The 18,936-nt window shown below is 71.0% G+C and carries 18 protein-coding genes; 9 read left to right on the plus strand and 9 right to left on the minus strand.

The window, feature by feature from the left end:
- Nucleotides 1–5 precede the first annotated feature (5 nt).
- Genes edd through SACCYDRAFT_RS17855 form a run of 3 tightly spaced genes read left to right on the plus strand, consistent with a single transcriptional unit; the run spans nt 6 to nt 4,014 of the window.
- On the plus strand, nt 6–1,883 hold the full coding sequence (edd, locus tag SACCYDRAFT_RS17845) for a phosphogluconate dehydratase (protein ID WP_232283698.1): 1,878 nt from the start codon (nt 6–8) through the stop codon (nt 1,881–1,883).
- Nucleotides 1,880–2,524 carry a bifunctional 4-hydroxy-2-oxoglutarate aldolase/2-dehydro-3-deoxy-phosphogluconate aldolase gene (gene eda / locus SACCYDRAFT_RS17850; RefSeq protein ID WP_005458307.1) on the plus strand — a complete coding sequence of 215 codons (645 nt, stop codon included), beginning with the start codon at nt 1,880–1,882 and terminating at the stop codon, nt 2,522–2,524. Before edd ends, eda begins: the two co-directional genes overlap by 4 nt.
- Before the next feature lie 47 nt (nt 2,525–2,571).
- Nucleotides 2,572–4,014 (plus strand): lipase maturation factor family protein, encoded by a 1,443-nt coding sequence (locus SACCYDRAFT_RS17855; protein WP_005458309.1) that lies wholly within the window; start codon nt 2,572–2,574, stop codon nt 4,012–4,014.
- Between the two features lie 89 nt (nt 4,015–4,103).
- Here SACCYDRAFT_RS17855 and SACCYDRAFT_RS17860 read toward each other — a convergent pair whose 3' ends face one another.
- From SACCYDRAFT_RS17860 to SACCYDRAFT_RS17870, 3 genes are all read right to left on the minus strand, one after another.
- A complete protein-coding gene (locus tag SACCYDRAFT_RS17860; protein WP_005458311.1) occupies nt 4,104–4,622 on the minus strand; it encodes a regulatory protein RecX in 519 nt (172 codons plus the stop codon).
- A 15-nt stretch (nt 4,623–4,637) separates the two neighbouring features.
- Complete coding sequence (recA, locus tag SACCYDRAFT_RS17865) at nt 4,638–5,675, minus strand: recombinase RecA (protein WP_005458313.1); 1,038 nt, start codon at nt 5,673–5,675, stop codon at nt 4,638–4,640.
- Nucleotides 5,676–5,903: 228 nt separating this feature from the next.
- Complete coding sequence (locus SACCYDRAFT_RS17870) at nt 5,904–6,098, minus strand: DUF3046 domain-containing protein (RefSeq protein ID WP_043536618.1); 195 nt, start codon at nt 6,096–6,098, stop codon at nt 5,904–5,906.
- A 56-nt stretch (nt 6,099–6,154) separates the two neighbouring features.
- On the opposite strand from SACCYDRAFT_RS17870, the gene SACCYDRAFT_RS27205 reads away from it, so the two are divergent.
- Nucleotides 6,155–6,277, plus strand: coding sequence for a hypothetical protein (locus SACCYDRAFT_RS27205; RefSeq protein WP_005458316.1), 123 nt, complete (start codon nt 6,155–6,157; stop codon nt 6,275–6,277).
- A gap of 6 nt (nt 6,278–6,283) precedes the next feature.
- On the opposite strand, the gene SACCYDRAFT_RS17875 is transcribed toward SACCYDRAFT_RS27205, so the two are convergent.
- Entirely contained in the window at nt 6,284–8,215 is a 1,932-nt protein-coding gene (locus SACCYDRAFT_RS17875) for an Hsp70 family protein (protein ID WP_005458318.1), read from the minus strand.
- A 141-nt stretch (nt 8,216–8,356) separates the two neighbouring features.
- Between SACCYDRAFT_RS17875 and SACCYDRAFT_RS17880 the strand changes: the two genes are divergently transcribed.
- Nucleotides 8,357–13,000 carry an ATP-dependent helicase gene (locus SACCYDRAFT_RS17880; protein ID WP_005458321.1) on the plus strand — a complete coding sequence of 1,548 codons (4,644 nt, stop codon included), beginning with the start codon at nt 8,357–8,359 and terminating at the stop codon, nt 12,998–13,000.
- 71 nt (nt 13,001–13,071) lie between these two features.
- Nucleotides 13,072–13,572: a peptide deformylase gene (def, locus tag SACCYDRAFT_RS17885; RefSeq protein WP_005458323.1), complete on the plus strand. Its 501-nt coding sequence runs from the start codon at nt 13,072–13,074 to the stop codon at nt 13,570–13,572.
- A gap of 246 nt (nt 13,573–13,818) precedes the next feature.
- On the opposite strand, the gene SACCYDRAFT_RS27355 is transcribed toward def, so the two are convergent.
- Entirely contained in the window at nt 13,819–14,109 is a 291-nt protein-coding gene (locus tag SACCYDRAFT_RS27355) for a hypothetical protein (protein WP_456300048.1), read from the minus strand.
- A 10-nt stretch (nt 14,110–14,119) separates the two neighbouring features.
- Here SACCYDRAFT_RS27355 and SACCYDRAFT_RS27360 point away from each other — a divergent pair, with 10 nt between their 5' ends.
- The gene (locus tag SACCYDRAFT_RS27360; RefSeq protein WP_456300049.1) at nt 14,120–14,440 is read left to right on the plus strand and encodes a hypothetical protein; all 321 of its coding nucleotides are present in this window, start codon (nt 14,120–14,122) and stop codon (nt 14,438–14,440) included.
- Nucleotides 14,441–14,461: 21 nt separating this feature from the next.
- Here SACCYDRAFT_RS27360 and SACCYDRAFT_RS17895 read toward each other — a convergent pair whose 3' ends face one another.
- Nucleotides 14,462–15,223, minus strand: a complete 762-nt coding sequence (locus SACCYDRAFT_RS17895) for a maleylpyruvate isomerase family mycothiol-dependent enzyme (protein ID WP_005458328.1) — start codon at nt 15,221–15,223, stop codon at nt 14,462–14,464.
- Nucleotides 15,220–15,681 carry an SAV_6107 family HEPN domain-containing protein gene (locus SACCYDRAFT_RS17900; RefSeq protein ID WP_232283699.1) on the minus strand — a complete coding sequence of 154 codons (462 nt, stop codon included), beginning with the start codon at nt 15,679–15,681 and terminating at the stop codon, nt 15,220–15,222. Before SACCYDRAFT_RS17900 ends, SACCYDRAFT_RS17895 begins: the two co-directional genes overlap by 4 nt.
- Before the next feature lie 382 nt (nt 15,682–16,063).
- On the opposite strand from SACCYDRAFT_RS17900, the gene SACCYDRAFT_RS17905 reads away from it, so the two are divergent.
- Nucleotides 16,064–16,666, plus strand: coding sequence for a YbaK/EbsC family protein (locus SACCYDRAFT_RS17905; protein ID WP_005458332.1), 603 nt, complete (start codon nt 16,064–16,066; stop codon nt 16,664–16,666).
- Nucleotides 16,663–17,229, plus strand: coding sequence for a GNAT family N-acetyltransferase (locus SACCYDRAFT_RS17910; protein ID WP_005458334.1), 567 nt, complete (start codon nt 16,663–16,665; stop codon nt 17,227–17,229). The genes SACCYDRAFT_RS17905 and SACCYDRAFT_RS17910 overlap by 4 nt, the downstream gene beginning before the upstream one ends.
- A 9-nt stretch (nt 17,230–17,238) precedes the next feature.
- Here the strand turns inward: SACCYDRAFT_RS17910 and SACCYDRAFT_RS17915 are convergent, their stop codons facing one another.
- Nucleotides 17,239–17,703, minus strand: coding sequence for a DUF3237 domain-containing protein (locus SACCYDRAFT_RS17915; protein WP_005458337.1), 465 nt, complete (start codon nt 17,701–17,703; stop codon nt 17,239–17,241).
- A 67-nt stretch (nt 17,704–17,770) separates the two neighbouring features.
- A complete protein-coding gene (locus SACCYDRAFT_RS17920; RefSeq protein ID WP_005458339.1) occupies nt 17,771–18,688 on the minus strand; it encodes a DMT family transporter in 918 nt (305 codons plus the stop codon).
- Between the last annotated feature and the right edge of the window lie 248 nt (nt 18,689–18,936).

The following is an 18,936-nucleotide window of genomic DNA, read 5'->3' on the forward strand; positions in this document are numbered from 1 at the left end:
CGCCGTTGAGCCTTCATCCCGTCATCGCCGACGTCACTCACCGCATCGCCGAACGCAGCACCGAAACACGGCGGGCCTACCTCGCCCGCGTCGAGAACGCCGCCGCCGAAGGCCCCGCACGCGCGGCGCTGGGGTGCAGCAATCTCGCACACGGCTTCGCCGCCTGCTCGGGGCCCGACCTCCTCGCCGTCAGGGAAGCCCGCAAACCCGGTATCGCGATCGTGTCGGCTTACAACGACCTGCTGTCCGCACACCAGCCGTTCGACGAGTTCCCGGCGTGGATCAAGGCCGCCGCCAGGGAGGCGGGTGGCGTGGCCCAGTTCGCGGGCGGCGTGCCCGCGATGTGCGACGGCATCACGCAGGGCCGCGCCGGCATGGAACTGTCCCTGTTCAGCAGGGACGTCATCGCGATGGCCACCGGAATCGCGCTGTCCCACGAGATGTTCGACGGTGCGCTCCTGCTCGGCGTCTGCGACAAGATCGTGCCGGGGCTGCTCATCGGCGCCCTCGCCTTCGGACACCTGCCCGCGATGCTCGTCCCCGCGGGCCCCATGCCGTCGGGCCTGCCGAACAAGGAGAAGGCCCGCATCCGGCAGTTGTACGCCGAGGGCAAGGCCACCCGCGAGGACCTCCTCGACGCCGAGGCCGCCGCGTACCACTCACCCGGCACCTGCACCTTCTACGGCACCGCCAACTCCAACCAGCTCGTGGTCGAGGTGATGGGGCTGCACCTGCCTGGCACCACCTTCGTCCACCCCGGCACGCCACTGCGCAAGGCGCTCACCGAGCAGGCCGCCCGCCGCATCGTGGAGATCACGCAGGGCGGGGAGTACACCCCGATCGCGCGTGTCATCGACGAACGCAGCATCGTGAACGGGATCGTCGCCCTGCTGGCGACCGGCGGCTCGCAGAACCACACGCTGCACCTGCCCGCCATCGCCGCCGCGGCGGGTATCAAGCTGACGTGGGACGACTTCGCCGACCTGTCGGCGGCCGTGCCGTCACTCGCGAGCCTGTACCCCAACGGCAGTGCGGACATCAACCACTTCCACACCGCAGGAGGGGTACAGGTCCTCGTCGGCACCCTCCTCGACGCCGGTCTGCTGCACCCCGACGTCGAGACCGTGGCCGGGCCGGGCCTCCAGCGGTACCGCCAGGAGCCGATCCTCGACGACGGCAAGCTGCTCTGGCGCGAGGTGCCCACAGCCACGCTCGACGACACCGTGCTCCGCACCGCCGACAACCCGTTCGCGCCCGAGGGTGGCTTGCGCATGGTCTCGGGCAACCTCGGACGCGCCGTCATCAAGGTCTCGGCCGTGGCACCGGAGAACCGCGCCGTGCGGGCCCCCGCGCGCGTCTTCTCCTCGCAGGCCGACTTCACCCGGGCGTTCCGGGCGGGTGAGCTCAACCGCGATGTCGTCGTGGTGATACGCGACCACGGGCCCCGCGCCAAGGGCATGCCGGAACTGCACGCGTTGATTCCCGCGCTCGGCGTCCTCATGGACCGTGGTCACCGTGTCGCCCTCCTCACCGACGGCCGCATGTCCGGCGCCTCGGGGAAGGTCCCGGCCGCCATCCACGTGACCCCGGAATCCGCCGTCGGCGGACCTCTGTCCCTTGTGGAGGACGGCGACATCGTGCGGCTCGACGCCGAGGCCGGCGAACTCGACGTGCTCGTGGACGCGACCACGCTGGCGGAACGCCGACCGGCCGAGCCGCCGTCGCCGGACGAATGGCGCGGCAACGGGCGCGAGCTCTTCGCCGCCCTGCGCAGTACCGTGGGCCCCGCCGATCTCGGCGGTAGCGTCTTCGGCGATCCCGCCGCGTGGGCGACAGCCACGACCACCGACAACCTGGCCGACGTGAAAGAAGGACGCGCATGAACGCCGACGACCTCCTCACCCTCTCCCCCGTACTGCCCGTGGTGGTGTTGCACGAGGTGGAGCAGGCCGTCCCGGTGGCGCGCGCCCTGCACTCGGGCGGTGTGCGGGTGATGGAGGTGACCCTGCGTACCGACGCGGCGTTGGAGGCCATCCGCAGGGTCGCCGCCGAGGTTCCCGACGTGGTGGTCGGCGCGGGCACAGTGATCACGCCGGACCAGGCGCGGGCGGCGGCGGACGCGGGCGCGGCGTTCCTCGTGACTCCCGGAACCACCGACGCCCTGCTCGACGCCACTGTCGACACCGGTCTGCCGGTGCTGCCCGGCGCCTCGACCGTGTCCGAGGCCATGCGGCTGGCCGAGCGCGGCTTCGACCGGCTGAAGTTCTTCCCCGCCGAAGCCAGCGGTGGTGTGGGCGCGCTGTCGGCCATCGGAGGACCCCTGCCGCACCTGCGGTTCTGCCCGACCGGAGGCATCACGTCCGACAGTGCTCCGCGCTACCTGGCGCTGCCCAACGTGGCTTGTGTCGGAGGTTCCTGGCTGACGCCGAAGGACGCGCTCGCGGCGCAGGACTACGCACGCGTTGAGACACTGGCCAAGGAGGCCACCGCGCTGGGAACGGAGGCCGCGACGGCGACGACATAGCGGGCACGGCGGGCCCCACCCGTCGTGGAAGGAGGTCTGCCGGGAGCATGTCGTGGGACTGGTTCACCGCCGACGAGTACTGGATTTCGCGGCTGGTCTTCCAGAAGTTGCTGGCCACGACGTACCTGGTCGCGTTCCTCTGCGCCCTCAACCAGTTCCGTGCGTTGCTCGGCGAGCGGGGACTGCTGCCTGTGCCGGACTTCCTGGCCAGGGTGAGCTTCCGCCGCTCGCCGAGCCTGTTCCACGCGCACTACTCCGACCGGTTCTTCGCCGCGGTGGCGGTGACCGGCGTCGTCGTGTCGGCCGCCTTGCTCGGGGGTGCGGCGGATCTGCTGCCCGTGTGGGCGTGCCTGCTGCTGTGGGCGGTGCCGTGGGTGCTTTATCTGTCGATCGTCAACGTCGGACAGACCTGGTACTCGTTCGGCTGGGAGTCGTTGCTGCTGGAGACAGGCTTTCTGGCGATCTTCCTCGGACCCGCGCACACGGGCGTGCCGACGCTGGTGCTGTGGCTGCTGCTCTGGTTGCTGTTCCGGCTGGAGTTCGGCGCCGGACTGATCAAGATGCGGGGCGACCGCTGCTGGCGGGACCTGACCTGCCTGTACTACCACCACGAGACCCAGCCGATGCCCGGCCCGCTGAGCTGGTACTTCCACCACCTGCCGCAGTGGATGCACCGGGTGGAGGCGGCGGCCAACCACGGGGCCCAGCTCGTGGTCCCGTTCGTGCTCTTCGCGCCCCAGCCCGCGGCGAGTGTCGCGGCGGGCATCGTGATCGTCACTCAGGGCTGGCTGATGGTCAGCGGCAACTTCTCCTGGCTGAACGCCCTCACCATCACGCTCGCCGTGCCCGCTGTCGACGGCGCGATGCTGGGTGTGCCCCCGCCGGACGAGCTCGCCACGCCACCGGTCTGGTACGGAGCCGTGGTGATCGCCGTGACGGCCGGTATCGCGGTGCTGAGCTACTGGCCCGTGAAGAACCTGCTCGGACGGGGCCAGGTGATGAACTACAGCTTCAACCAGTTCCACCTCGTCAACACCTACGGCGCCTTCGGCAGTGTCACCCGCGACCGGTACGAGGTGATCATCGAAGGCACCGACGAGGACACCGTCGACTCGGCAACGGTGTGGCGCGAGTACGAGTTCAAGGGCAAGCCGGGCGACCCGCACCGGCGTCCTCCGCAGGTCGCGCCGTACCACCTGCGACTGGACTGGCAGCTGTGGTTCCTGTCGCTGTCGTCTCGGTACGGGGGCCGCTGGCTGCCCGTGCTCGTCACGAAACTGCTCGACGGTGACACGCAGATCCGTCGGCTGCTACGTCGCGATCCGTTCGACGGCCACGCACCGACGCATCTGCGGGCGCGACTGTTCCACTACCGGTTCACGACACCGACCGAGCGTGCCGAGACCGGGGCGTGGTGGGTCAGGGAACCCGTCGGCACGGTGGTACGCACCTGCCGGCTCAGCGCCGACGGCACCCCGGTGCCCGTGTGACGCCAGCCCGGCGTGCCCGGGAAGGGTGAGCCGCACACGTCAGGCGTACGGGAACTGAGGACACGCGTACGCAGGCTGCGGACACGGTGTCAGGGGACGCCGTCGTCGAGGAGGGTCGTTTCCGCTCCCGCTTCTCGGAGTTCCTCGCGGACGACCCGGTACGCCAGCCCCTGCGAGTAACCCTTGCGGGCCAACATGCCGAGCAGGCGGCGCGTAGCCTTCTGCTCGTCGACGTCGACCATGGTCCGCAGCTTCTTGCGCACCAGTTCCCTGGCGCGCTGCTCCTCGGCAGCGGCGTCGATCTCCCCGGCGGCCTCGGCCGCGACCTCCGGGTCGACTCCCTTGTGCTTCAGCTCGGCGATCAGGGCCTTACGAGCGAGGCCTCGATGGGTGTGCCGCGACCGCACCCACGTCTCGGCGAACGCGGCATCGTCCACCAGCCCCGCGTCGTCGAGTTTGCCGAGTAACCGCTCCCCGACGTCGTCGGCGAAGCCCTTCCGTCGCAACGCCTGGCGCAACTCGTCCTTGGTACGAGGGCGGGCGGCCAGGAGGTCGAAGCAGACCTCCTTGGCTTTGCGCCACGCCTCGTCGGGCGACAGCTCGCGCATCGACGCGGCAGCCCGTCAGAAGTCGACCGGAGCGGGAGCGCCGTCCTCGCCCTCCTGGGCTCCGATGCCGAGCTTCTCCTTGATCTTCTTCTCGATCTCGTTGGCGACGTCCGGGTTCTCGCGCAGGAACCGCCGCGCGTTCTCCTTGCCCTGACCGAGCTGGTCGCCCTCGTACGTGTACCAGGCGCCCGACTTGCGCACGATGCCCTGGTCGACACCCATGTCGATCAGCGAGCCCTCGCGGGACACTCCGACGCCGTAGAGGATGTCGAACTCGGCCTGCTTGAACGGCGGCGCGACCTTGTTCTTCACGACCTTGACCCTGGTGCGGTTGCCGACCGGCTCACCGCCGTCCTTCAACGTCTCGATACGGCGCACGTCGAGCCGCACCGAGGCGTAGAACTTCAGCGCCTTACCACCGGTGGTGGTCTCCGGGCTGCCGAACATCACTCCGACCTTCTCGCGGAGCTGGTTGATGAAGATCGCTGTGGTGCCCGAGTTGTGCAGGGCACCGGTGATCTTCCGCAGTGCCTGGCTCATCAGCCGCGCCTGGAGACCCACGTGGGAGTCGCCCATCTCGCCCTCGATCTCGGCCCTCGGCACGAGAGCGGCCACCGAGTCGATGACCAGGATGTCGAGCGCGCCGGAACGGATCAGCATGTCGGCGATCTCCAGCGCCTGCTCACCTGTGTCCGGCTGGGACACCAGCAGGGCGTCGGTGTCGACCCCCAGCGCCTTGGCGTACTCGGGGTCGAGCGCGTGTTCGGCGTCGATGAAGGCCGCGATGCCCCCGGCCTTCTGCGCGTTGGCCACGGCGTGGAGCGCGACCGTCGTCTTACCCGACGACTCCGGGCCGTAGATCTCCACGACGCGGCCGCGCGGCAGACCGCCGATACCCAGGGCGATGTCCAGCGCGATGGCTCCCGTCGGGATGACCTCGACCGGTGGCCTGCTGTCCTCACCGAGACGCATCACCGATCCCTTGCCGAACTGCTTGTCGATCTGGGCAAGGGCCAGGTCGAGCGCTTTGCCCTTGTCCGGTGCTGCTGGCATGGAATCCACCTCATTGGCTGTTCATCGGGGCCCGCAGATGTGCTGTCGGGAGTCCGTGGATGTCTGTTGTCCGGGTCCGACGTTACGGGCGGGGTCTGACAGTTCGCGGCCGCGCCGGGCAGTTGTCCACAGCCGAACCCGGTTGTGGACAACACGATAGCCGAACACGTGTTCGACGTCGAAACGACACGGCATTCCGCTACCGTCCTTCAGCGCCCTTCAGCTCCTTCAGCGCCGCTCGGCGGGGACGTCGAACTCCGCGCACACCTCGCGCCAGATCTCCCTGGCCGGCACACCGTCGTCGAGAGCCTGGTCGACGGTCCGCCCTCCCAGACCGCTGAGAACGTGGTCGGAGGACAACGTCGTGGCGCGCGTCGGACCGAACTCCTCAGCCATGAGCCGTCGGAACACCGTGATTCGCATCGGCTCCAGCGTAGTCATCCCCGCAGCACGCCTCGAAGAACCGTAGGGTTGCCGTCATGGCGTCGTTCCAGGGTTTTTCCGACCTCCAGTCCACCGCGCTCACGCTGGCGTCGATCGCCGTGGTCGGCAGCGCGCTGATCGTGTTGATCATCAGCGTGCGCCGCAACCGGAGGAAGTGAGCCGGTTCACTCGCCCGGTTGCACCGTGTTCTCGAAGTAGCTCGCCATGTCGTTCGGCGGGGTGGCCTCCCCCTCGCCCGTGACGTTGACCTGGTAGACGAACCCGGCGAGCGGGCGGTCGTCCACGGTGAACACCACCACCGACGAGTTGCGTCCGGCGGAGGCCGAGTAGCGGCCGGAGAGCCCGTTGCCCTTCCACGCCGCCTGGACCTGGTCTCCACCGCCCGTGCGGGTCAGCAGCCCGTCGGTGTACTGCTCGATGGCCTCGGGAGAAGCCGAGTGGAGGTAGGTGATCTGCGCGCCGGGCAGTCCGGGGGCCGAGCAGGTCACCGTGACACCGAGTTCCTCCTCGTTCGCCGCCGCCGCGGGTCCCGTGCCGGTGCCCGGCGAGCAGTTGTTGCCCTGCGGCACGGTGCCCGCGAGCTGCCGCAGGCACCCGGTGAAGCCCTGCTCGTCGGGGGTACCGGGTTGCCGGCATTCCTGAGCGGTGTAGGTCTCGGCCGAGGACGACGGCCAGAACAGCCACGCCGCCCCACCGCCGAGCACGGCCAGAGCGCCGACGGCCGCGGCCACGATCCAGCCGGTGCGCTTGCTCCTGCCTCCGCCGTTCGGCACCGACGGGAAGTTGGCGAGCTGGGGCCCGGCGGGGGTGAGAGGCGCTCCCGGCGCCGGCTGCGCTCCGCTCGCCGGGTAGGCCTGGGTGGTGGCGTGGTGGTACTGCGGTGGTGTCGGCTGGGGCGGCACCATTCCGGCGGGGGGCGAGTACGGGCCCGTCAGGGCCGGTGCCCCGGCCGCGGGGGTGCCTGTGGCGGGGGCCGACTGCGCACCGACCACGTCGCCGTCGACCTGCTGTGTGCGCATGGTGAGACCGTCGGGGCCCACGTGGTGCGCGCCGAACGCCACGGCCGTCTCGGGTTGGTCGAGGCTGGAGGGCACCACGCCGAGCTTCTCGGCCAGCAGGCTGCCCACGAGCGGTAGCCTGCTCGAACCGCCGACGAGATAGATCCCGGCGAGCTGGTCGGGACTCAGTCCCGCCGAACGGACCGTGCGCGCGAGCAGTTCGACGCTGCGCAGCATCGCGGGCCGCACGAGCGCCTCCAGTTCCGCCCTCGTCACCAGCACGTCCGAGAACGGCTCCGGCATGGGAACCTCGGTCTGGGGGAGCCGCGAGAGAGCCTCCTTGGCGGCCTTCACGTCCTCCTGCAGCGCCCTGCGGGCACGGCGGTCGGCGGTCGACTCGGGGCGCAGGAGACGCTGCCAGCGCTGCGGGTCGCTGTGTGAGACCTCGCGGCCGACGTGCACGAGCAGGGCCTGGTCGACGTCCAGCCCACCGAGGTCGGGAAGTCCGTCCTCGGCCAGCACCGTGAAGCCGTTCTGGGTGGCTCCGAGCACCGCGACGTCGAACGTGCCCGCGCCCAGGTCGTAAACGGCGAGCGTCTGCCCCGGAGCGAGTCCCTTCCCGGGGAACGACGCGAAGTGCGCCGCGGCGGCGACGGGCTCGGGAACGAGGGTGATCGCGTTGCCCATGCCGGCCAGCCGGGCCGCGGACAGCAGCACGTTGCGCCGCACGGGACCCCACTGGGCGGGGTGGGTCAGGCGGACCTCCTCGGGCGGTTCCCCGCCGAGCTGTCGCACGGTCTCGTCCAGCACTCGGCGCAGCACGGCGGCGAGCGCCTCGTTGACGGGCACCACGTCGGTACCGAGGAGGAGGGTCTGCTCGTCCACCCTGCGTTTGGGGTTCGGCTCGAAACGGGTGGGATCGAGCCGGGCGCGGCGCTCGGCGTCCCTGCCGACCACGAGGCCGCCCTGTTCCTCGGCGAACACGGCCGAGGGCATCGTGGCCGAGCCGTCGACGTCGATCACCCTGGGCGGCCTTCCGTGCGCGGAGAGTACGGCCACGGTGTTCGACGTACCGAGATCGACGGACAGAATCCCCACCAGTTCTCCCTTGTCGAGTTCCCGAGAAACCGCGGTGATGCTTTCACGTCGGACGGCGGCGTGGGGACGCACCCGCCGGGTTCGGCCACCCGACCGCGGAACGCCGGGCCGGACTGTCGGTGCGGCACGCATGATGGAGACGTGCCCGACGACGTCCGTCCTGCCGTACTGGAGCTGTTCTCACCTGCCACCAGGGAGTGGTTCGCGGGTGCGTTCGCCGCGCCCACAGCCGCCCAGGAGGGAGCGTGGCGGGCGGCCAGAGCGGGCGAGCACGCGCTGGTGATCGCCCCCACCGGCTCCGGCAAGACGCTGGCCGCGTTCCTGTGGGCGCTCGACCGGCTGGCCACGGCCGATCCACCCGAGCGGAAGCGGCGCTGCCGGGTGCTGTACGTCTCCCCGCTCAAGGCGCTCGCCGTGGACGTCCAGCGCAACCTCCGCGCGCCGTTGGCCGGTATCTCGCAGGCCTCGCGCAGGCTGGGACTGGAGCCTCCGGACATCACCGTGGGCACGCGCACTGGCGACACCACACCCGCCGAACGCCGCGCGTTCGCGCGCACCCCGCCCGACATCCTGGTGACCACACCGGAGTCGCTGTTCCTGCTGCTGACGTCAGCGGCGCGCGAGTCACTGCGCGGCGTCGAGACCGTGATCATCGACGAGGTGCACGCCGTCGCGGGCAGCAAGCGCGGCGCACACCTGGCACTGTCGCTGGAACGCCTCGACGACCTGCTCGACCGCCCCGCGCAGCGCATCGGGCTCTCGGCGACGGTACGACCCGTGGACGAGGTGGGCGCGTTCCTCACCGGTGGCAGGCCCGTCCGCGTCGTACAACCCACCCTGAGCAAGACGATCGAGGTCCGGGTCGAGGTGCCCGTCGAGGACATGGGCGAGCTCGACGCCCGGCCCACGCCTGCGGAACCGGCTCCGCTACCCACGGAGGCGGACCCCGACGGCGATCCGAACACACCCGAGCGAGCTCGGCGGCCGTCGATCTGGCCTGCCGTGGAGGAGCGGGTGCTCGACCTCGTCCGCGCGCACCGCTCCACCATCGTGTTCGCCAACTCCCGCCGCCTCGCCGAGCGGCTCACCGCCCGGCTCAACGAGCTGGCCGCCGAACGGGCGGAGCAGGCCACCGACCTCACGGGTTCGGCCGAGTCCGCCTTCCCCGCCGAGGCCGTCGGCCAGTCGGGAGTCACCCGGCCGCTCACGGAGGCGGCGCCGGTGGTGGCGAGGGCACACCACGGCTCGATGTCGCGGGAGCAGCGGACGAGCGTCGAGGAGGAGCTGAAGTCGGGACGGCTGCCGTGCGTGGTGGCGACCTCCTCCCTGGAGCTGGGCATCGACATGGGCGCGGTGGACCTCGTGATCCAGGTGGAGGCACCGCCCACGGTGGCGTCGGGGCTGCAACGCGTCGGGCGCGCGGGCCACCACGTCGGCGCCGTGTCCACGGGCGTGATGTTCCCCAAGTTCCGGGGTGATCTCGTCTCGTGCGCCGTGGTGGCCGAACGCATGGCCGAGGGCGCCATCGAGGCCGTGCGGTATCCCCGGAACCCGCTGGACGTGCTGGCCCAGCACGTCGTGGCCATGGTGGCCGTGGAGCCGCGCACGGTGGACGAAGTGGCGGCGACCGTGCGCAGGGCGGCGCCGTTCACGGCTCTGCCCGACGACGCGCTGCACGCCGTGCTCGACATGCTTTCGGGCCGGTACCCGAGCGAGGAGTTCGGTGAGTTGCGCGCGCGGATCACCTGGGACCGGGTCACGGGCGTGTTGCAGGGCAGACCGGGCGCGCAACGGCTGGCCGTCACCTCGGGCGGCACGATCCCCGATCGCGGGTTGTTCACGGTGACGACGCCGGGCGACGGCGAACGGCCGGGATCCCGCGTGGGCGAGCTCGACGAGGAGATGGTGTACGAGTCCCGAGTGGGTGACACGGTCCTGCTGGGCACGTCGTCGTGGCGGATCACCGACATCACCCGGGACCGCGTCATCGTGGTTCCGGCACCGGGCGAACCCGCGCGGATGCCCTTCTGGCGCGGTGACGCCCAGGGCAGACCGCTCGAGTTGGGCCGCGCGCTGGGGCGGTTCCTCCGCTTTCTGTCCACTTCGGATCACGACAAGGCGTTGCGTCGCGCCGAGGAGGCCGGGCTCGACGAATGGGCCGCCGAGAACCTGCTGGCCTACGTCGACGAGCAACGGGAGGCGACGCGGCACGTACCGAACGACCGGACCGTGCTGCTGGAGCGGTTCCGCGACGAACTGGGCGACTGGCGGGTGGTCGTGCACTCCCCGTTCGGCGCACAGGTGAACGCCCCGTGGGCGCTCGCCGTGGCAGCCCGGCTGCGCGAGAACCGCGGCGTGGACGCTCAGGTGGCCCACTCCGACGACGGGATCGTGCTGCGGCTGCCGGACGCGCTCGACGACGAGGGTCGCGAGGTGGTGATCGGCGCGGAGGACGTGCTGCTCGACCCCGACGAGGTGGAGTCGCTGATCACCACGGAGGTGAGCGGGTCGGCGTTGTTCGCGGCGCGGTTCCGCGAGTGCGCGGCCCGGTCCCTCCTGCTGCCCCGCCGGGATCCCCGTCGGCGCACTCCCCTGTGGCAGCAGCGGCAGCGGGCGTCACAACTGCTCGGCGTCGCGGCGAAGTACGAACGCTTCCCTGTGGTGCTGGAGGCCATGCGGGAGTGTCTCCAGGACGTCTACGACGTGGGTGGGCTGCGCGAACTGATGGCCGACATCGCGGCGCGCTCCGTGCGCGTTGTCGAAGTGGAGACACCGTCGCCCTCGCCGTTCGCCCGCAGCCTGCTCTTCGGCTACGTCGGCATGTTCCTCTACGAGACCGACGCGCCGCTGGCCGAACGGCGTGCCGCCGCGCTGTCGCTCGACTCCGCCCTGCTGGCCGAGTTGCTCGGCACCGAGGCGATCCGCGAACTGCTCGACGCCGAGGTCGTCGCCGAAGTGGAACGGTCGCTGCAACGGCTCGACCCCGAACGACACGCCCGAGGTCCCGAGGACACCGCCGACCTGCTGCGTTTTCTGGGAGACCTCACTCGGGACGAGGCGACGGCCCGCGGTGTGCTACCGGAGTGGCTCGACCAGCTCGTGGCCGAACGGCGCGCGATCGTGGTGCGCATCGCGGGAGAGGAACGCCACCTGGCCGTCGAGGACGCGGGCCGGGTGCGTGACGCGCTCGGCGTGGCTCTCCCGGTGGGCGTTCCCGAGGTGTTCACCGAGCCCGTCGCCGACCCGTTGGGCGACCTGATGAGGCGCTACGCCCGGGCCCGGGGACCGTTCCCCGCTCACGAGGCCGCTGCCCGCTTCGGGCTCGGTCTCGCGGTGGTCACCGGCGTGCTCGACCGGTTGACCGCCGAAGGTGCTCTCGTGCGCGGTGAGCTGCGCCCACAGGGTCCGGAGACGGGCACCGAGTACTGCGACGCCGCCGTGCTACGCCGCCTGCGCCGCGCCTCACTGGCACGGCTGCGTGCCGAGGTGGAACCCGTCGAGCGTTCGGCGCTGGGACGCTTCCTGCCGAGCTGGCACGGTGTCGGTACCCACCGCCACGGCCGGTGGGCTCCCACCGCCGACGACGTGCTCTCGGTGGTCGAACAGCTCGCGGGCGCCCCGCTGCCCGCGAGCGCGGTGGAATCGTTGATCCTGCCCAGCAGGCTGCCCGGCTACCACCCTTCGCTGCTCGACGAGCTCATGGTGGCGGGCGAGGTGACGTGGTGCGGTTGCGGGTCGCTCCCCGGTGGTGACGGCTGGATCGCACTGGCACCCGCGGACGTGGCCGAGGCGCTGCTCCCGGACGTGGAGGACACCTCGACCCACGGTCCCCTGCACTCGGCGGTGGTGTCGGCGCTGGAGGGCGGCGGGCTGTTCTTCCGCCAGCTCGTCGACCGGGTGAGTGTCGCGCTGGACGAGCCGTGCACCGACTCCGACGTGATCGCCGCGTTGTGGGACCTCGTGTGGGCGGGACTCGTGTCGGGTGACACGCTGGCGCCGCTGCGGGCGCAGGTGGCGGGCAGGGGCGCGGCGCACAAGCCGCGCCGGTCGGCTCCACGGAGCCGTTACGCACGGCTGCGTGCGACGCGGCCTGCGATGCCGACGCGTACCGGGCCGCCCGCGGTGGCCGGGCGGTGGGGATTGACTCCGCCTCGGGAGCCGGATCCCACGCGGCGTGCCCACGCGCGGACCGAGTCTTTCCTGGAACGGCACGGCGTACTCACTCGTGGGGCGCTGGACACCGAGCGGGTGAGCGGCGGCTTCTCCGGCATCTACCGCGTGTTGCGTGGGATGGAGGACTCGGGTCAGGTCGTGCGTGGCTACGTCGTGGAGGGACTCGGAGCGGCGCAGTTCGCCGCCCGCGGTGCGGTCGACCGGTTGCGCGCGGTGTCGGAGGCCGGTGGCTGGCGCGCCGAACAGCGGGCCGTCGTGCTGGCCGCCGCGGACCCGGCCCAGCCGTACGGTGCCGCGCTCCCGTGGCCCGCTGTCGTGGGAGACACGAAACACCGTCCCGCCCGCAAGGCCGGCGCTCTGACCGTGCTCGTCGACGGTGTCCCGGCACTGTACGTCGAGCGGGGAGGCCGTTCGCTACTGTCGTTCACCGACGACGCGGTCACCTTGCGTGCCGCCGCCGGAGCATTGTCGAACGCGGTGCGCGACGGGTGGCTCGGGCAGTTGCAGGTGCAGCGGGCCGACGGTGAGCAGGTGTTGACCTCGGAAATGGCGACCGTGCTCCGCGAGGCGGGCTTCCGGGCGACGCCGAAGGGGCTGCGGCTGCGGGCGTAGCGGAACGTGATCGCGGGCGTCGGCCACGTCGCTAGGCTCGTCTGCGCGATTCTCCAGAAAGGACCAGCTTCATGACCATGCGCGAGCTTCGTTACTTCGGCGATCCGGTGTTGAAGTCGCCCTCGGACCCGGTGACGACGTTCGACGACACGACGCGGGCGTTGGTGGACGACCTGCTCGACACGGTGCGGGCTCCGGGCCGCGCCGGGCTCGCTGCGCCCCAGATCGGCGTGGGCCTGCGCGCGTTCAGCTACAACGTGGACGGCGCCGTGGGGTACGTGCTGAACCCGGAGATCGTGGAGCTCTCCGAGGAGAGGCACGAGGTCATGGAGGGCTGCCTGTCGCTGCCCGAACTGGGCTTTCCGACGGTGCGCGCCGTGCGTGCGACGGTCAAGGGTGTGGACCTGCGCAACGAGCCGGTGACCGTGTCCGGCGAGGGGCTCATGGCCCAGTGTCTGCAACACGAGGTCGACCACCTCGACGGGTTGCTGTACATCGACCGGCTCGACCCGGAGCATCGGAAGCAGGCGCTGCGCCAAGCACGCGGCAAGGACTGGTTCTGGTCTCGATAGGACAGTCACCGTAACGACACGCGCAACCATCACGGTCGTTATCGATCTGTGTCCATTCCCACTCTCTCGTGACATCAACGTTGCCGTTTCTTAATCTGACCGGCGCTGCGATCACGGGAGTGAGGGAACGATGAAAGGTCGACGAAAGGCCCCGCGCGGCCGGCACCGCGCACCGACAACCTCGCCATCCTGGTTACGCCCCTTGGCACTGGGTACCGTCGCCGCCGGCATGCTCGCCCTGACGGTCTACGCCACCAGTGGGTTGATGCGGAACGGCGACACCACTCCCGCGGCCATGGCCATGACCTCGGATCCTTTCTTCACCACGACCGCCGGGACTCCGACGAGCACGACCTCCACCACAACCGCTCCCACCACGGAGAGCACGACGACGACGTCGACGACAACGACGACGTCGGAACCACCCGAGACGACGGAGCCGGAAACGACCGAACCGCCCGAGACGACCGAGGAGGAACCCTCACCCGAGCCCGTCACACCGGAACCCCAGTCGTGCTCGACCGACCTGGAAGGCACCGAACCGCACGTGGCACAGGTCGGCCACCACGTTCTCACCCAGTTCGCCGTGGATTCGGTGGGCGGGCGTGCCAGTCGGGCCAACGCCAGTGATCACCCGGCGGGTCTCGCCCTCGACTTCATGGTCGACCCGGAGGTGGGCGACGCGCTCGCGGAGTACGTCGTCGCCCACCAGGCCGAGTTCGGCGTCACCTACGTCATTTGGGAACAGCGCATCAACAGTGGCTCCGGCTGGTCGCTCATGGAGGACCGAGGCAGCCCCACAGCGAACCACATGGACCATGTGCACGTCTCGTTCACCGCTGTTGCGGACGTGTCGGTCACGTGCTGAAGGCGCCCCACCGCCGGGTGATCACCGCGTGGCCAGCCGCAACAGCGCCCACAACTGCCCGGCGGCGTCCTCGTCACCCGTGACGGTGACCGCTCCGGGTCCCTGCCGTCCCCACAACCAGAGGAAGACCCGATCGGGCTCGCCGGACACCACGGCGTCCACCTCCTCGGCGTCGTACGCGGGGCTTCGCCACGCGACGGTGGCCTCGGGCGTCATACGCGCGGTCCAACGGCAGCCTGCCACCGTGACCGCCACTGTGGCAGGCCTGGTGGCGGTGACACCGAGCATCGGCAGCCGGTGACCGAACCACAGCAGCAGAGCCTCGTCGATACCGTCCAGGGCGACGTCGTGGGAGATCTCGGCGCTCTCCACCCCCGCGGCCTGTTCGGCGTCGACCCGGTGCACCGTCGTCTCGTGGGCCATGCGGCGACACCAGAACCCGGTCGTCGGGTCGCCACCCCACCACGTGGCCGCAGGCTCGGACGGCTCACGCGCGGCGATCACGTCACGCAACCCTTCGGTCCCCTCCCGCAGGTAACTCTGCACGGTCTGACCCGGGGACGGATCACGTTGCCATCGTCGCGGCGCTTCGCCCCGGAGCAACCAGTGGGAGGCTGCCCGGTGGACACTTCCCACATGTCGCACGATCTCACCCAGTGTCCACCCCGGACACGTCGGCACGGCCGTGCCGGGGGCGGCCGCACGGGAGGTCTCCACCAGTAGTTCGGCTTCGTAACCGATGACGTCGAGCAGCCGACCGTGATCGACCACGATTCCGGTCATTCCCCACCTCGCCGCGACCGGGGCCGGGTACACGCGCCGCACCGGGAGGTCCGCGGTTCGGGCTCGTCATCGCTTCCGTGCACCACACGCCGGGCCAGCGACAGGAACTCCCCCGCGCGGTCTCGCAACTCGTCGGCGGCCTCGGCTCCCACGTGTCGGCTGATGCCCGCCTGCGCCGCCGCGTAAGCGGCCGAGCGAGCCGCGAAGTACTCGGCCCACTGCGCCACCTCGGGCGCGGCCGAGGTCAGCAAAGTCCAGGTGCTCTGAGGCCTCGCCGCACGGCGATGGGGGCGCCCCTTCGCCACCAGGATCGCGGCGCCCGCCCGCAGCGCGGACAGGTAAGAGGCGACGAACCTGCCCGCGGCCGTCGTTTCCCGGTCGACTTCGGCAAGGCCGTGCTCGGCCTGCCCGAGCAGGGCCACGGCCTCGGGTGAGGCGGGCCGCCGCGGCTCGAACACGGAAGACCGCTCCGTGCGCGGGGGCGGTATCGCATGGCCGCCGGCCGTGTCCGGCACCGGACCCGAGACGTGTGCCGACGACGCACTGCCGGCGACACGTCCGGACCGAACGGGCGCCGACCAGGCCCCGCTGCGCCGCGGCACGAATCCCACCGTCATGGCTCCACCTTCCCTTCGGGCGCCAGGTTGGCCGGGTCCGACGCGGGGTGCTTCCCCTCACCACCGCGCCGGGCCCTCGTCGAACCGCACCCGTCGACGAACCAACCGCTGTTCGAACATCTGTTCGAACAATCTCAAGGCTAACCCGGACTTCGTCTCCGTTCAAGTCCGAAACCCGACCAGCTGCGTCGCACGCCGGAACGAGCCGTGATCTCATAGCCCTATGAGCCGGACACCCGACCGATCCACCGACCCCGCCCGCGATCACCCGGCCGTCGCCAAGGTCGCCGTCGCGCTCGCCGAAGCGGGCCAGACCGACAGCGCCGAGCGCATCCGGTTCCTCCCCCGTGCCGCTCGCACGGCAGCGCAGGCCGCCGGAGCACTGGGAGTGCCCGTGGGCGCCATCGCCAACAGCCTGGTGTTCCGCATGACGACCGCCGACGGCACGTCGGCGCCCCTGCTCGTGCTCACCTCGGGCGCCCACCGGGCGGACACCGGCAGGCTCGCCACGCTCACCGGGGCACGGAGCGTCGAACGGGCCGATCCCGACTTCGTCAGGGCGCACACGGGGCACGTGATCGGCGGGGTGGCGCCGGTCGGCCATCCCGGTCGCATCACCACACTGGTGGACGAGGCACTGCGCGAGTACGGCACCGTGTGGGCGGCGGCGGGACACCCGCACACCGTCTTCCCCACCACGTTCGCCGGCCTCGTCGCAGCCACCGGAGGCCGCCCCGCCACGGTCGCCTCCCAGACCGTCCGCGTCTCCCACGCGGGCCCACCCGACTCGACCGACCCCCACACCGGAAGGGCAGCACCACGATGACCACGACCTCGCCCGGCCACAAGCGCATCGTCCGGCTCACCGGCGAGGAGTTCCGCGCGCTGCTTCCCGAAGCGCTGTCGATCTACGTGGCGGCCATGAACTACCCGCCGAACACCGCGCAGCAACGGGCGCCCATGTGGCTCACCCACGCCCTGCGCGCGGGCTGGCGCGGCGTCGCGGCTTTCGACGCCGACGACGCTTTGGTGGGCGTGGCCTACGGCTACCAGGGCAGTCCCGGTCAATGGTGGTACGAGCAGGTACGCCGCGGAGTGGTGGCCCGGGAGGGCGAGGACACCGCGCAGACCTGGTTGTCCGACTACTTCGAACTCACGGAGATCCACGTGCGGCCCGACCACCACGGTCGCGGCATCGGTGAGACGCTGCTGCGCACGCTGCTGGACGGGGTCGAGCAGCGGCACGTGCTGCTGTCGACCCCGGAGGGGCCCACCCGCGCGTGGCGGCTGTACCGCAGGCTCGGCTTCGTCGACGTGCTGCGCGACTACCGGTTCACGGGCGACCCTCGGGCGTTCGCCGTGTTGGGACGGACGCTGCCCCTCGACTGAGATGGCGGCTCAGGCCAGCGCGTACAGGTCGTACGCCACGGCGTCGACCAGCCGCGCCGCACTCGCCACGAACAGTGTGCGGGTCAGCCACGCGTACCGCTCGTCGCCCGATTCGAGCCGGACCCCGAGGCGGAAGTAGTACTCGCGGGGGTCCACCGCCTCCCCCGCGGCCACGCGCCGGAGCACGTCGGCCGTGCCGTGGCGTACCCCCGAGGTGGCGAGGTACACCAGCGCGCCGTCGTCGGTCCGCGCGGTGTAGCGCGTGTCGATGGTGGTACTGCCGTCGTCGTGCACGAGCTGCCAGTCGGCTCCACCTGGCAGGATCTCCCCTCGCAGCCGGTCGCCGTCGATCCGCCCTCCGGTGATCGGCACGACGCGCCGCACTCCCCTCGCCGTGGGGCCCACCTGCAGGGCGTCGTCGAGTTCCACGTGGACTCGCGCGATCCGTTCGAGTTCCAGCTCCGGTAGCTCCACGGACACCTCCGGCGACGGGTTTCCGACGGGGCGAAGGCTAACGACCGGCCGCAGGGAAGATCAACAATCAGCGGGCGGGCCGCACATAACCGCCGGCCACGGCCCCGACCAGCAACGCCGCGCCGCACCACCCGGTGAGCCCCAGGTCGTCACCGAGGAGCACCGCTGCCAGCACGGCCGCCGTGAGCGGCTCCAGCAGCGCGGACAACGCCGCGACGACCGGACGTGATCCCGCGAGACCACGGAAGTACGCGCCGTAGGCCAGGGCCGTGGGCACCGCGCCCAGGTAGACCGCCACGGCGAGCACGTCGGCCCCCACCGGCCACAGCGCGTCGCCCAGCGGCACGGGCGACAGTGCGAGGAGCGGCAACAGCAGGACCGCCCCCACCAGGCAGCCGAACGCCGTGGTGCGCAGCGGATCCAGCCCCTCGACGGTGTCGCGGGTGACGAGTGTCAGGGCCGCGAAGCCCGCTCCGGAGGTGAGTGCGCACGCGAGTCCGAGGACGAGGCTCCCTCCCCCGGAGGCATCACCGGGCGACCAGGTGAGCAGGACGAGTCCCAGCACGGCACACATGACGGACGTCGTGGTCACCAGGTCGGGCAGTCGGCGTTCCAGCACGCTGCCCGCGAGGGCCACGAACACCGGGACACTGCCGATCGTGGTCATCGTGGCGACACTCACCGAGGTCAGCGTCACCGCGGCGAAGTAACACGCCTGGTAGAGGGCCAGCAAGGCGCCGGCCGCGAGCAGGCGTCGCAACGCCGCTCCCGTGCGGGGCAGGGCCCGCAGCCTGCCCGCGCAGCCCAGCAGGAGCAGGGCGAAGACACCACCGAGCGACAACCGGCACACGGCGACGGCGACAGAGGACAGTCCGGCCCGCTCCGACAGGACGGCCCCGGCGAGGCCGCCGGTACCCCACAGAACCCCGGCGGTGATCAAACTGGCGGAGGCCGCGCGCGACGGCGCGGCACTGATGGTGGACATGAGAAACGCGCTCCAACGTCAGGAAGTCGAACGACGGACGACGGACGACGCGGGGCGCGACGAAACAGACCGTCACCGGAAGCCGGACACGGTTCGGCCGGAACAGACGGTCGTGGCGGTCACCCCGCGTCAGGAGCGCGGGGGCGACAGCGGCGGGAACACTCGGTGCATGGCGGGATCGTAGCCGGAGCCTCACGCTCCACGGCAGTGGAACCACCCGTGGTTTCGATCATGAACACGCCGGGAAC

Source organism: Saccharomonospora cyanea NA-134 (genome assembly GCF_000244975.1).
Classification (GTDB): Bacteria; Actinomycetota; Actinomycetes; order Mycobacteriales; family Pseudonocardiaceae; genus Saccharomonospora; species Saccharomonospora cyanea.

Excerpts from the sequence above, each read along its gene's own strand:
- SACCYDRAFT_RS17910 (WP_005458334.1), top strand. The coding sequence starts at position 16,663 with ATGACCACGACCTCGCCCGGCCACAAGCGCATCGTCCGGCTCACCGGC.
- eda (WP_005458307.1), top strand. The coding sequence starts at position 1,880 with ATGAACGCCGACGACCTCCTCACCCTCTCCCCCGTACTGCCCGTGGTG.
- recA (WP_005458313.1), bottom strand. The coding sequence starts at position 5,675 with ATGCCAGCAGCACCGGACAAGGGCAAAGCGCTCGACCTGGCCCTTGCC.
- SACCYDRAFT_RS17860 (WP_005458311.1), bottom strand. The coding sequence starts at position 4,622 with ATGCGCGAGCTGTCGCCCGACGAGGCGTGGCGCAAAGCCAAGGAGGTC.
- SACCYDRAFT_RS17920 (WP_005458339.1), bottom strand. The coding sequence starts at position 18,688 with ATGTCCACCATCAGTGCCGCGCCGTCGCGCGCGGCCTCCGCCAGTTTG.
- SACCYDRAFT_RS27205 (WP_005458316.1), top strand. The coding sequence starts at position 6,155 with ATGGCGTCGTTCCAGGGTTTTTCCGACCTCCAGTCCACCGCGCTCACG.
- SACCYDRAFT_RS17905 (WP_005458332.1), top strand. The coding sequence starts at position 16,064 with ATGAGCCGGACACCCGACCGATCCACCGACCCCGCCCGCGATCACCCG.
- SACCYDRAFT_RS17855 (WP_005458309.1), top strand. The coding sequence starts at position 2,572 with ATGTCGTGGGACTGGTTCACCGCCGACGAGTACTGGATTTCGCGGCTG.
- SACCYDRAFT_RS17895 (WP_005458328.1), bottom strand. The coding sequence starts at position 15,223 with ATGACCGGAATCGTGGTCGATCACGGTCGGCTGCTCGACGTCATCGGT.
- SACCYDRAFT_RS17870 (WP_043536618.1), bottom strand. The coding sequence starts at position 6,098 with ATGCGAATCACGGTGTTCCGACGGCTCATGGCTGAGGAGTTCGGTCCG.
- def (WP_005458323.1), top strand. The coding sequence starts at position 13,072 with ATGACCATGCGCGAGCTTCGTTACTTCGGCGATCCGGTGTTGAAGTCG.